Raw genomic sequence first — 13,231 nt, forward strand, 5'->3', positions numbered from 1 at the left:
TCGAGATCACATTCGCCTATCACAATGGCGATGAGGCCATCCTCAAAGCCAAACGGGACACTTCTTCAACAGCCTGCTAGATCGATGTTCGCTGGTGAAGGCGGCTCGCCCCGCGTTAGGTTGATGCGGGGCTCTGAATTGGCCGACCCGACCTGCGAGATCAGCCAGGTAAACATGAAAGGCGAGAATATGATCGCCGTCAGGTGGGATATCGCAATTCCGCTCTTTACGGCCTCAAAAGTGTCGCCGAGATCCTCGGCGAGGATGAAGAGTTGCTGCGCGATTGGTCGATTGAGATGTTCTCTGAAGACGATTGCCTGAGCGCCTACGACGGCTATCCTGCATCCGAATTAAGCGAAACTATCGTCGTGAAGACGGCATCGACAACCTTCGGCATATAGGCGAGCGCAGGGCAACAGGTCACGCACCCCCAAAACCTACTGCAAGAAGCCGTCGCCCGAAATCATCGCCACCGCCGCCAGCCACCAGGCCGGGACGACCTCTTGGATCACGCACCCCAGCCGTTCGACCGTTCCTTCGTGCTGCTTTGGCTAACGCTGTATGAAGAGAGGCACGCCTGGAAGGGGTTGATTGGGATGCTAAGGATCGCGTGCACCAGAAGGGGCTGATCGCGAATCCGGCAAACAAGGCGAAGTCGGTGGTTGTCGTGATGAAGCCGTTTCCGGGAATGGGAAAGCCGCCGGCAGACTTGGTTGCGACGGGTGTTACACCACCTTCGAGCCTGGTGCAGGAGAACTTGTTCCCAAGCCGTTCTGCGCCCCGCTAACCTTGACAATAGCCAAGGCAGTGATCTAGGAAGATGTAACAAATATGTAAAAAAGAGATCACAAAAATAAGCGGAGGGATCTGAGTTGATTTCAGGGGTATTGCGGATTGGCGTTGATATCGGAGGGACGTTCACCGATCTCGTCCTGACGGACCGGGAGGGCAGCACTCATGCTTTCAAAACGCCGACAACCCCTGACGATCCCGCTCAAGGCGTTCTCGATGCCCTAGAGAAGGCTGCGGGTGCGCTCGGCGTCGATACCCGCGTGCTTCTGTCGCAATGCAGTCACTTCGTGCATGGAACGACTATTGCGACGAACACTGTTTTGGAGGGAAAGGGTGCCAAGGTCGGTCTGCTGACCACGCACGGCTTTCGCGACACTTTGGAGATACGGCGCGGGTGGCGCGCGAACATGTGGGATCATCGCAGCCCCTGGCCGGAGGTGATGGTGCCGCGATACCTGCGCTTCTCCGTATACGAAAGGATGGACAAGTATGGCTCGCCGGTCACGGCATTGCATACGGAGGCCGTTGCCGAGGCCGTCGGCGTTTTCAAGTGCGAAAGTGTAGAGTCAATCGCCATTTGCTTTCTGAACAGCTTTCTCAACGACGCGCATGAGCGCCAATGTGAGGAATGGATAAGGGCGGCGTGGCCGGAGGCTTGGGTTTGCCGATCATCGCAGATCGCACCAATTGTTGGGGAGTACGAGCGAACTTCTACCACTGTGGTCAATGCCTATGTCGCGCCTCGCGTCGTACCGTATCTTCGTGAATTGGACCAACGCCTCAAATCGCTAGGGCTAAAAAACAGCCTCCTGCTTATTCAGAGCAACGGAGGCGCAGTCTCCGTCGAGCAGGTGGGTTTGCGGCCAATCTCGCTGCTGCTATCGGGGCCGGCAGCCGGCGTCGGCGCGCTGCGGTTCTTTGCCGAGGTTTGCGGCTCACGTGATCTTATTTCCATGGAGATCGGCGGGACGAGTTGTGACGTTACGATGGTGCGGGGAGGTCGCGTCGCAGAGACCGATCGCCTCAGCGTCGAGGGCTACGATGTCGTAATGCCGGCGGCTGAGATTCATACAATTGGAATGGGCGGTGGGACCATTGCCGGCGTTGACGTCGGAGGCATGCTGCGGGTCGGCCCAAAGGGTGCCGGGGCAAGGCCGGGACCGGCCTGCTACGGTCTAGGTGGCACTCGGCCTACCATTACGGACGCTCAGGTGGTTCTCGGCCGGCTCCGGTCTGGACGCTATGCCGACGGTCTGATCGACCTCGATATCGATTTGGCCACCCGCGCTATTCGGGACCATGTGGCCCGACCGCTTGGGATCGACGTTGTCGAGGCAGCGGCCGGGATAATTCGCATGGCAGACCAGAGCATACTTCATGCTCTCGAGCGCATGAGCAGCGAGCGCGGCTGCGATCCGGGCACGTTTACGCTTGTGGCGGGTGGTGGGGCGGGTGCTCTCCATGCAACTTCGGTAGCGCGCGCACTTGGCTGCGACTCAGTGTTTGTACCCAGACTCGCTGGTGTGTTTTGCGCCTTTGGGATGTGCAATACGGATATCCGCCACGATTATTTGCATTTCTTCCGGAGGTCGCTAGGTGCTGCGAGCGCCCAAGAGCTTGGCTCAGCATTCGATGCACTGGAGAACTCTGCCGAAGAGGCCTTGCGCCAAGCAGGGTTTAATCTCAGTGACAGCTCATTCGAAAGGCTAGTCGACATCAAGTATAATGGTCAGCAGTGGCCGGTGACCATTCCTATAACTGAGGTCTGGCATGACATTGCAGCTGTCCGTGAGCGCTTCAAGGGCGAGCTTGCTCGTCTTTATGGCTACGTTGTGCCTGACGGGGAAATCGTGATCAACGCCCTCCGCCTCGTGGCAACTGGGCGCCTGCCGCATGTCGAGGCCAACAAGGTGGACTCCTCACGTGCAGTAGCGACGCCTTTAGAGTGCCGGGCCGTATATATCGAAGACGCTCGCGAGGTAAGAGAAGTAGCCGTGTTTGATGGAGCAGATCTTTTTCCCGGCTATCGCATCCCCGGCCCCGCCCTTATCGATGAAGCAACCACAACGATACTTCTGAATCCGGGGGATGTTGCCGAAGTAGATGCGTACGGCAACTATCTGATAACGCTCGGTGAAGTTGGAGAAAAACATGTCGTATGATCCTGTGCTTCTTGCCCTGTTGCAAAAGCAACTCGACCACATCTCGCGTCATATGGGTTGGGTCATGACCCGGACCGCTCGCAGCCCGATCTTTAGTGAGTCTCACGATTTTTCCTGCTTCATTAGCACAGCGAAGGGCGACGCGTTATCGGTCGCTGATGGGATTCCGATCCACACTGGCGGCGGTTGCTTTGCAGTACGCGCTGTGCTCAAGGCCTTTGGCAACGATCTCGGTGAGGGTGACGTATTCCTTCTCAGCGATCCCTACGAGGCCGGTGGAAATCATCTCCCCGATTGGACGGTGCTGCGTCCGGTGGTGATCGATGGGCAACTCTGCGCATTTTGCACTAACCGCGCTCATCAATCTGACATAGGAGGCGGCGCGGCTGGGACTTATAACGCTGCCGCGACTGAGATCTTCCACGAAGGGATTCGGCTGCCGGTCCTGCGGCTCGTTCAGCGTGGCAACATCCGTGATGACTTGTGGAAATTGCTTCTTCTTAACAGTCGTTGCCCGGATCTACTCGACGGTGACCTGCGGGCGATGTTGGGATCCACCAAGACGGGGGCAGACCGCGTCTCTGCGATCATAGACGAAGTTGGCGTTGCGACTGCCACAGAACTCTTCGAAGGCATTCTGGATCACGGCGAGCGGGTGATGCGTTCCGTCATTGCCGAGCTACCTAATGGAGAATATTACGGCGAGGACGCCTCGGACAACGATTGCTTCGATACAGTTGAGGTTGCGGTGCGGGTCAGGGCTATCGTGCGCGGCGATCGAATGATTGTTGATTTCACCGGTACGGATCAGCAGATTAAAGGTTTCAAGAATAGCTCGATTGCCAACACGCACGCCGCGGTATTCATGGCGCTGCTCTCTTTCTTTGAGCAGGAAATCCCACGCAACGAGGGAGCATTCAAGGCGATCGACATCATCGCGCCGGATGGCACGGTGGTGAATGCTCGGCCGCCGGCCCCCATGACGATGAACACGGTTCACCCGACTAGTGAGATCGTTCATGCCTGCTGGAAGGCTCTAAGCCAGGCAAAGCCGAAATCAGCTTGCGCTGGCTGGGGCAAAACGGCTCATTGCATCTCCTCAGGACAACGGAGTGATGGTGGGACCTTCGTCATCTACCACTGGCATGGCTCTGCCGCCGGCGGAGCGCTCCGAGGGCGGGACGGCTTCAACAGCGTGGGGCAGCTTTGCACCCTGGGCGGGTTGAGCCTGCCCAATGTCGAAATGTACGAGCAACTCTATCCAATGCGAATCCTTAAGCAGGAATTCCGCACGGATGCCGCGGGCATTGGCGCCTTCCGAGGCGGTACCGGCATTCACTACGTCGCCGAGATGGATTCCCCGGCGGAGTATTCGTTCCGAGGCGAAGGAGCACGTTCGCCGACCGGATATGGCGTGGCGGGCGGCGGCGGCGGCGCCAAGGGCGATATCCGTATCACGCTCTCCGATGGGCAGGTGGTTGTACCGCCGCAATATGGCATTCGTCGGCTCGGGCCGCTGCGGCTGGAGATTCAATCACCAGGTGGCGGCGGCTACGGCGATCCGGCCGAGCGCGACCCTCACTTGGTCGTTCGCGACGTTCGCGACGGTGTTCTGAGTCTCCGATCGGCGCGTCACGACTACCTCGTCGCGCTTGATGAGGCGTTTGTCCTGGACGAAGCAGAGACAGCAACAATGCGCGCAGGTCGAGATACTAGGGTATTTGAAAGCCCCGTCGCTCGATGACGGAAAGACTCCAAGTGCCTCCGGTGGAGAGCGACGCGGACAGCGTTTTGCCTCATGCCCTGAAGGCGTCGGCGGAATCCGGCAGAGTAGTCAGGTGTCGAGTAACTGGCCAACATACTCGAAGATCTTACGGCGCGCCGCTTCCGCGTCCTGCGCCTCAGCGCAGCCCAAAGCCGGCCAGTCGGGTCGCCGCGGATTTCACGTAGTCCGGAAAAGAAGATTCAGATACGGGCCTGTCTGCAGCCATGGCCCATAGGAAGGCAGCCATCTCACGCGCAATCGCGGCAACGACGATGGCCTTTTTCTTGCCGGCGGCCATCATGCGCCGATAGCGGGCGCACAGTCGGGTCTGCGCCGATCTCGCGCACCGCCTTCGGCAGCCCATCGAGCTGGACGCGAATGGGCTCGCTCACCCTGGCCGGATAGCAATAGCTCCAGGCACCCTTCACCAGCACGCGGCGGGCGCAGCGATTGCCGGCCAGCGTCAGCCCGCCGCGCTTGAACGTCTCGCCGGTCGAGTGCTCCGAGGGCACCAGGCCGAGAAAGGCCATCAACTGCCGCAGATTGTCGAAGCGACGGACATCGCCGACTTCGCTGACGAAGGTGATGGCAACGATGAAGGACACACCGCGCAACGCCTGTTAGGCCGTCACCACCGGCGATCGACCAGCTCGGCACCAGCTCGGCCAGCTGCGCATCCAGCCGCTCCAACCGGGCCTGTGCATCGGTGATGATGTCAATCTGGTCCTGGAACACGATCTGCTGGGCCGGATGGTCGAACCTCTGTGCCGCCAGCCAGCGGGCATGCGCCCGGCTCCAATTCATGCGTCCGCTAAACACACGGCCATGGCGCAGTAGGAACGAAAGCAGCATCTGGCGCTTCTTGCGCAGATCCTCGCTTGCTGCAGCACGCACCCGCACCAGATCGCGCACCGCCTCATGCACGGTGTCGGGAACCCAGATCCCCTTCAGCTCGCCCGCCCGCAAAAGCCGCGCCAGGCTGACCGCATCGCGCCGTTGGCTCTTGACGCGCTCGCGGATCAACGAAGGCGCAACGATATCGCAGCGGTGGCCGAGTTCGACGAGTTTACGATAGAGCCCATAGCCGGTCGGCCGGCTTCGTAGCAGAAATGCAAACAAGGATGCTTTTTCTCCAGCTTGCGCACCAACCGCGTCACCGCCGCCGGCGTCGCCTCGATCTCACCGAAATAGCGGACCTCGCCATTGCGTCCGCCCTCGGCAAGGGCAATCGCGTGCTTGGCTTTCGACACATCGACACCGACGTAAAAACCATGGCCCGTCCTTCCTTTGCTTAGGGCTCGGCTCGGCACTCCCGAGCAACCCCCGTTTGCTTTTAAGCCTGCAAAAGGGCGGGCCGCCGCTCACACCACGGTCATAGCGTCTAACGGCATTTCATGTTGCATCGATTCACTGCACGAGCGGGCAAGTCAGATGCGCTGGCGATATTGACGAACACACCCGCTGGCACACGCGTATGCTCCTGCCACTTCCTCGGTTACGCTACCGTGGGTTTCTTCAGCTCTGCTGCCGATGAAGCAGGTATCGGCATTCCGTAGAGGCGCATTGCAGATCGGGCCGGGGGTCGTGCTGCGATTGATGTAGAGCTTAAGAATGCGTTTGCTCCGGTCCGGGCAGGGCGCAGCCAATGTTTCAGTCAGCATCTTGGCCCTCGCGCTCTGCCTCGACTTGATCTGGTTAAGAGGAGACGCTCTCGTCGCGTATGGGACGGCGATGAAGATCGACAAGAATTGTATTGACGCCCAGCGAAAAGCACTTAGGCTAAGCGTGTTGCCAGGGGTCTACCCTACAGCATTTGTTGGGTAGCACGCTCTGCCAGGCGTATAAATATTATTATGCTTTTTAAAACTTTATAGTTCCGAGACTTGTGGCCATTACAGCAGGAGCGGTTCTGCTGCTGGAATTAAGCTTTAGAAGAACCTTTTTAACTGAAAGTTGACTGTATTTTTGGAAATCCCAAGGGTAGTTTCAATATCCCATGATGACTTCCCCTTCGCTACCCAGAGAAGGCATTCTTTTTCTCTAGACGACAGGGGCGGAGCCGTTCGCAGGTTTGCCATGATCTGTCCTTTGTTGCTAATCAAGCTGCATATTGCCCCTGGTGCATTCATCTACCAGACAAAGGGGACACTGTGCGCCGCCGTCGTCGGCTACCGGTCATCGCTGATGACCCATTGGAACCCGACACATGTCTGCATTCTGCAGAGGCGCAGCGAGCGGGGATCAAAATTCGTGCCAACTTCTCAGAAGAAGGTTTAGGGAAGCTTTGTTCATGTGGATCAGCGTCTTCAAGAGAGGCAATGCCAGAGGATGAGGTCGTAGACTCGACAAACCCGACAGGGATTGATCAGTGTCTGCCCAAGTGTGTAGAACGGCGTGCCCATCGGCGCGCACAACTGACCCACGATCGGCATAGGTGCCGGCGGCGAGATCACGGACCAACGCCTCGATGTCGGGCATGTCGGTGAAGTCGAAATCTTCGACATCCTTGGCCAGTGGCAGCTTGGCGATGGTGAGCTGGTATTTGATTGAGCGGGCTCGGCACACCCTGCTTCGATAATTCCAGAATGGCCTCGTTTGTCTCCTGCGACGCAGATATCCTTCATATTGCAGCCGTTCGGCACAGGTGAGAAGCTTTGGATCGATGATGGTGCTGCCGACGGTCTTTCGGATGCCACATGGACTTGCTGACTGCATCAAGGAAAGCGCGGCTGGCGTTTTCCATCAGATGCCAGCGGTCGGCCACCTGATCGGCATGAGGCAGGGCCTTGGCGATCCCCTCGCCATAGCCGCCACCCCGATCGCGAGCGACAGTCACAATGGAAGGATGGTTCGCCAGCCAAGCCGGCGATGTCGCCTGTTCGCGATCAGGCAGCAATGTGTCACTGGCTTGCGGCGCTCAAAATCGCAGACAATCGTCCCGTATCGTTGGCCGCGCCGGAACGCGAAGTCGATGCCTATGACGGCGAGCTTATCGCGCGGCTGTTCAGTCCGCCGGCGCACGACAGGCAACAGGGTGTCGTTGTCACCGGCATCATCAGGTGATCGGCAAAGGCGGCGGCAGGCTTGCCGCCCAGCGCCAATCCCAAGTGATGAAACGATGGTCTCAAGGCGTCCGGTTCTTCGCGACAACGGGCCCCAATACATCGACGCCAAACCGTTCGGCAAAAATGCGGCGGCGGCAAAGAACGGCGTCACACCAGAACTGCGAACCGTCACCCGCAAGACCACCCGCCGGCCAGCGATGGGCAGATCGGCGGCTTTCCGCATATATCGGCTCTGGGTCCGGCGTGAACTCGTCCCGCAGCACTGGCTCCGAAAGCGCCGTAGCGCGCACGTCAAGAAATCCACAATCCGTGTTGATTTCGGCATGGTCGACGAGCAACCCCGCCGGCGCCAGTCTCGTCGACCAAATCTCTGTTCCATCGCGCTGATTCCCTCTCGAAAATTGCGCGACATAACCCTGCACTTGCAGCGAGATTGAGTCTGACCCCAAAAGGGACCCCGGGTTGGATGATGAAGGGGGCGTGCCGGTGAGCGCCCGATCAGGCGACGCTGCTCGGGGTTGCACAGCCTGATCGGGTGCGGCTGATTGGCTCTTCGACTCTAGCTTTGAGAGCGGTTGTTGAAGCGCCAGGAATCGTTTCCGGTTTCGACGATCTCGCAATGATGGGTGAGCCGGCCGAGTAGCGCGGTGGTCATCTTTGCATCGCCGAAGACGCTCGGCCATTCGCCGAACGCGAGATTGGTGGTGATGATGATCGAGGTGCGCTCGGAAAGCTTCGAGACCAGATGGAAGAGCAACTGCCCGCCGGCCTGGGCGAAGGGTAGATAGCCGAGTTCGTCGAAGACGACGAAGTCGAGCCGGGTGAGATGGTGCGCCCTGGCGGCCGGAGCGGGTTTCGGTCTCGAGCCTGTTGACCAGATCCACGACATTGAAGAAGCGCCCGCGCGCCGGTTGCGGATGAGCGCATTTACGTGTCGTGCCAGCCGGTCGACTTCCGCAAGGGCGCGGCATCTTTGATGGCGCTGGTCAGGGATGGCGGCCTGGACCTGTTCTCGGGGGGCTTCACGTGTTCCGCTCGAAGCGTGCGGACCGGGTCCGCATCGTGTGGTGGGACGGCAGCGGGGTTTGGCTTTATTCGAAGACTCTGGAAGATCACAGCTTCTGCTGGTCTGCGATATCGGCCGCGCGCATGCGTCTCGACCACGCCCAGCTGATGGCGCTTCTGGCTGGACTGGACTGGAAAAAGATCCGTCCGGCCACGGTCAGGCGGCCGTTATCGACGGGCTGAAACCGGCCTGCGGCAAGATGAATCATGGGGCTGGAACGGTTGGGAAAGCGGCTGTTTTTGTGCTCTGTTGCTTGCCATGGTTCTACCGGGTCTTGCCCTTCCCGACGACGTTGATGCGCTGAAGGCGATGATCCTTTCCATGGCTCGCGAGCAGGCTGCAAGCGAGACCCGGATCGCAGTCGCCGAAGCTCGGATCGCAGCATCCGAGGCGGAGGTCGCCCGGCTGAAGGCAGTCGAGAGGAGCGCCAACGAGCGGATCGCCGATCTCACGTCGATCCTGAAGGTTTTGCAGCGCACGCAACATGGCACGCGTTCCGAGCGGCTACGCCTGGCCATCGACGACGAGCAGGCCTCCTTTGCCTTCGAAGAGGTCGAGACCGGCCTTTCGGCGATCCGGAGCGAACTTGACCGCGCGGTCGGAAACAAGCCGAAGCGCGCCCCGCGTCCGCGCAAGGGTTTTGCTGCCCACCTCGAACGCATCGAGGAAGTTATCGAGCCGGAAGGTTCTGATCGGCGAGGATCGATCCGAGCGGCTGGACGTCGTGCCGCCGAAGTTCCGGGTCATCGTCACGCGCCGTCCCAAATACGCTTTCCGGGGCCGTGACGGCGTGGTCCAGGCTCTGGCGTCGGCGCACATCGTTGAAAGCGGCCTGCCGACGGAGCGGCTGCTCGCCTACATCGCCGTGTCGAAATACGCCGACGGCCTTCCGCTTTACCGGCAGGAGACGATCTATCTGCGCGATGGCGTTGAACTCAGCCGGTCGTTGATGGCGCAGTGGATGGGGCATCTGGGCTTCGAGTTGCAGATGCTCGCCGATTACATCCTCGAGCGTGTGAAGGAGGGCGAAAGGGTCTTCGCCGACGAGACGACCTTGCCCACCCTTGCCCACGGTTCCGGGAAAACCACGAAAGCCTCGCTATGGGCCTACGCACGGGATGATCGACCCTATTGTGGAACCAGTCCGCCAATGGTTGCCTATCGTTTTGAAGACAGCAGAGGCGCAGATTGCGTGGCACGCCACCTCGCCGGATTCAGCGGTATCCTACAAGTGGACGGCTACTCGGCTATACCAACCTGGTCAAGGCACGGGCCAAAGCCGGCAGCAATGAATCAATCCGGATCGCCGGGTGCTGGGCTCACCTGCGGCGCAAATTCTACGACCTGCATATTAGCGGGATCTCGCAGGCCGCGACGGTAACGATCATCGCCATGACCGAATTGTGGAAGGTCGAGGACGAGGTTCGCGGCAAGGATGCCGGAAGCCGCGCCGCGCTCCGTCAGGAAAAGTCCGTGGCCATTGTCGCGAGCCTCTTCGATCTATGGGACGCGGAACTGGGCAAGGTCTCCGGAAAATCCAAGACCGCCGAGGCGATCCGCTACGCGCTCACCCGGCGGGAGGCGCTGGAACGCTTTCTGATGGACGTCGCATCGAAATCGACTCCAATATCGTCGAGCGTGCAATCAGGCCCCAGACGATCACGCGAAAGACTAGTCTATTCGCCGGCAGCCAAGGCGGTGGACGAACCTGGGCGACGGTAGCCACCTTGCTGCAAACCTGCAAAATGAACAGCGTCGATCCGCTCGACTGGCTCTCGCAGACCTTGACCCGCATCGCTCAAGGATGGCCGGCATCCGAGATCGAAATGCTCATGCCTTGGAACTTTAGGCCTGACGTTATCGGCTGACCGCTTACGCCGCCTAGGCCGGGCTCGCGCCGACGCCTTGGCAAGGAAGCTGCTCGTGTCGCTGTGGAGATACGTGACCGCGGGCGTCGTCATCGAAGGTGCCGTGTCATAAAGGCTGTCTGACGAGATCACACTGATACACTCATCCCTCGAGGCCTGATCAGGGGTCCAAGAGGCGAACCGAGATCCCAACTGGCTGGAATGCCGTATCAAAGACGGGTCTCGCCTTCTGGGCCCCTGCCGCCGCAAGCGTGATATTGGTGCAGCCGTCTCAAGCGGCGACCGTATGTGCTAGGCTCGATCCCGAGCCGTGTCACGCAATCGGGCCCAGCTCTGGATTCCGTCGCCAATTGGGAGCAACACAATGTCCGCCATAACACACCTCTTGACCTGAGCATCGTCATGTGAGCCTGGGATCAAACATTTAGTGAGACTGTGCGCGGGAGCAGCATGGCCTCAACAGCGCCAGTGGCGGCCATGCCGGCTCGCGTGGCTGCGCAGGAGATCACGGTAGACGATCCTCGATCGGCACCCAACGGCGCAAAGATCGTCCAGCGACGAGCGCCGGCCGCCACCGTGAACCCCGAACCCGAAAGTCTCCTGACCAATCTGCCGTCGCGACATCGACCACCTCAATCCACTATTCGGATTGAGGGAATCGGAAATACCCCGAACCGTCCAGCGCTACCCGCGCACAAGTCTCTCAGATTCCCGACAGAAGTAGTCGAGCGGCCGTAAAGAAATCTTTTCTAAAGCTTTACAGGCCCCAGCCGGATTCCGTGCTACGAAACTCCACGCCAGGAAGCAGAAGCCTTGCCTGCCGCGAACATGAGCGCAAGCGGCGGTAGGGCCAATCCACACTTGCCTGCCATGGGCGGGGGAGTGGCGGTCGGTGACGTGCTCGCCAGGATTCGGACGGCATTCGGCTTGTCGCGAGCTGAGGCATGGTCTCTCGACAGAGGAGCGGCATCGTCTCAGCGCAAGGCTTCGACGAGCAGGAGACGCAAGGAGAAAGCAAATGACGAAGAGAGCCGCCCTTGTTTTGCTTGAGGATAGCCCATCTGGTGCTTCTCGGAAATTTGCTCGCGCAGCGGTCGATCTCGAACTGCATCCAGTGATACTGTTCCAGGGCTCAGATCGGGTTTCCTCCATGATCGCTGACGGCATTGACGCAGTTCAGGCTGACACTAGCCATATATCGGCTGTCATCGACGCATGCGAGCAGTTGTGTCGGTCTTTTGAGATCGTCGGCGTCACCACTCCTTTGGAAAGGCTGTATGCGACGGCCGCGTCGGCTTGCCTGCACCTCGGTCTGCCCGGGCCGCGGCCAGACCAAATCGAGCACTGCCGCAATAAGTTTGTTCAACGCGAGCGACTCACAATGGCGGGGATCGCAACACCGGCCTATCACCTCGTCAAGGATGCGGCTGCCGCCAGGCGCTGGGCTAGCGAGATCGGCCTGCCTGTCGTGGTGAAGCCGGTCATCGGCACCAGCAGCACTGGTGTGAAGCTGTGCTGCCAACTTAGCGAGGTGGGCAGCCATGCCGAGCTTCTCCTCACTGGTGAGCCGGAGGTGCCGCCGTCCCCGGCGGTGCTGGTCGAGGAGTTTGCCAAGGGTCAACAGTACTGCGTCAATACCATTGGAAGCGAAATTGCCGGTATATCGGCGGAGGAGTTCGGTGATCTGCCGCATTTCGCGCTGCGCGGGTTTACATTCCCCGCACCTCTGGCCAGCAAAGACTGCGAACGACTGGGCACTGCCGCAGTGGCAAGCCTGCAAGCGCTTGGCCTCGGCTGGGGACCGGCGAACACCGAAGTGCGCATCACCGCACGCGGCCCGCTCATCATCGAAGTCAATCCGCGCATTTCGGGAGTGCCGGATCCAGAAATGATCCGACTCGCCCACGGGATCGATCTCTTCACAGAGACGTTAAAGCTTTTCCTCGGTCTTCAGCCGAACCTCGCCAAGAGGCATTCCCGCGCCGCCGCTGCAAGCTTTCTCATGGTGGAAAAAGACGGCGTTCTGAGGCGAATCCATGGCTTGCAGGAGGCTCGGGCCGTTCCCGGCGTCGTCGAAGTCGAGCTTACGGCTGAGCTGGGGACAACGCTCGTCAAGCATGGAGATTTTCGAGACGTCCTCGGTCTGGTGATTGCGGCCTCACCCTCTCTTGATCAGGCACGATCCGCGTTGCAGAGGGCCTTGAGTCTGATCCAACTTTCAGTGGCAGCAGATTGAGTTCGTGATGGCGGCAAGATGCTGGTGGAAGGCGAGGAGGACGCATGGCCGATGCGCATCGGCAGGGGTGCCAGGCCGCCTTCCTAGAGCATAATCTGACCTGATGGAATCGCGAGGGATTCCCATCGGGGAGAATATCTGATTCATCATGTCGGCTGGGTATGGAGGCCAGCAGGCATGGTTAGAGCCATATCGGAGGATTTGCGTTCGCGAGTGATCGCAGCGGTTGAGAGTGGCCTGTCGCGGCGGGCTGCGGCGGATCGTTTCGGTGTTGCCG

Annotated in this window: 7 protein-coding genes and 6 pseudogenes; 8 read left to right on the forward strand and 5 right to left on the reverse strand. The window is 59.7% G+C overall.

Annotated features, from left to right (window positions below):
* The first annotated feature begins 203 nt into the window (after positions 1-203).
* The 3 genes from NKI88_RS31045 to NKI88_RS31060 all read left to right on the forward strand — a co-directional run bounded on the left by NKI88_RS31045 (position 204) and on the right by NKI88_RS31060 (position 4,698).
* Entirely contained in the window at positions 204-401 is a 198-nt protein-coding gene (locus NKI88_RS31045) for a hypothetical protein (RefSeq protein ID WP_352659184.1), read from the forward strand.
* 471 nt (positions 402-872) lie between these two features.
* A complete protein-coding gene (locus tag NKI88_RS31055; protein ID WP_352659186.1) occupies positions 873-2,954 on the forward strand; it encodes a hydantoinase/oxoprolinase family protein in 2,082 nt (693 codons plus the stop codon).
* The gene (locus NKI88_RS31060) at positions 2,944-4,698 is read left to right on the forward strand and encodes a hydantoinase B/oxoprolinase family protein (protein ID WP_352659188.1); all 1,755 of its coding nucleotides are present in this window, start codon (positions 2,944-2,946) and stop codon (positions 4,696-4,698) included. Before NKI88_RS31055 ends, NKI88_RS31060 begins: the two co-directional genes overlap by 11 nt.
* A 157-nt stretch (positions 4,699-4,855) precedes the next feature.
* On the opposite strand, the pseudogene NKI88_RS31065 reads toward NKI88_RS31060, so the two are convergent.
* The 5 genes and pseudogenes from NKI88_RS31065 to NKI88_RS31085 all read right to left on the reverse strand — a co-directional run.
* Positions 4,856-6,029: pseudogene (locus NKI88_RS31065) on the reverse strand (IS110 family RNA-guided transposase).
* Positions 6,030-6,647: 618 nt separating this feature from the next.
* Positions 6,648-6,848, reverse strand: a complete 201-nt coding sequence (locus tag NKI88_RS31070; RefSeq protein ID WP_352659190.1) for a helix-turn-helix transcriptional regulator — start codon at positions 6,846-6,848, stop codon at positions 6,648-6,650.
* A gap of 268 nt (positions 6,849-7,116) precedes the next feature.
* A pseudogene (locus NKI88_RS31075) lies at positions 7,117-7,278 on the reverse strand (IS21-like element helper ATPase IstB); the annotation flags it as partial.
* Positions 7,277-8,152 (reverse strand): annotated as a pseudogene (locus NKI88_RS31080) (ISL3 family transposase); the annotation flags it as partial. The pseudogenes NKI88_RS31080 and NKI88_RS31075, both read right to left, overlap by 2 nt.
* A gap of 191 nt (positions 8,153-8,343) precedes the next feature.
* Positions 8,344-8,689, reverse strand: a pseudogene (locus NKI88_RS31085) (ATP-binding protein); the annotation flags it as partial.
* A 31-nt stretch (positions 8,690-8,720) separates the two neighbouring features.
* Between NKI88_RS31085 and tnpB the strand changes: the two are divergent.
* From tnpB to NKI88_RS31115, 5 genes and pseudogenes are all read left to right on the forward strand, one after another.
* Positions 8,721-9,032 carry an IS66 family insertion sequence element accessory protein TnpB gene (gene tnpB, locus NKI88_RS31090; RefSeq protein ID WP_352659192.1) on the forward strand — a complete coding sequence of 104 codons (312 nt, stop codon included), beginning with the start codon at positions 8,721-8,723 and terminating at the stop codon, positions 9,030-9,032.
* Between the two features lie 139 nt (positions 9,033-9,171).
* Positions 9,172-9,456 (forward strand): annotated as a pseudogene (locus NKI88_RS31095) (IS66 family transposase); the annotation flags it as partial.
* Positions 9,457-9,490: 34 nt separating this feature from the next.
* Positions 9,491-10,496: pseudogene (gene tnpC, locus NKI88_RS31100) on the forward strand (IS66 family transposase); the annotation flags it as partial.
* A 99-nt stretch (positions 10,497-10,595) separates the two neighbouring features.
* On the forward strand, positions 10,596-10,718 hold the full coding sequence (locus NKI88_RS31110) for a transposase domain-containing protein (protein WP_258600158.1): 123 nt from the start codon (positions 10,596-10,598) through the stop codon (positions 10,716-10,718).
* A 1,018-nt stretch (positions 10,719-11,736) separates the two neighbouring features.
* Positions 11,737-12,954, forward strand: coding sequence for an ATP-grasp domain-containing protein (locus NKI88_RS31115; RefSeq protein WP_352659196.1), 1,218 nt, complete (start codon positions 11,737-11,739; stop codon positions 12,952-12,954).
* Positions 12,955-13,231: the final 277 nt, after the last annotated feature.

Source organism: Mesorhizobium sp. M0317 (assembly GCF_040321555.1).
GTDB lineage: Bacteria > Pseudomonadota > Alphaproteobacteria > Rhizobiales > Rhizobiaceae > Mesorhizobium.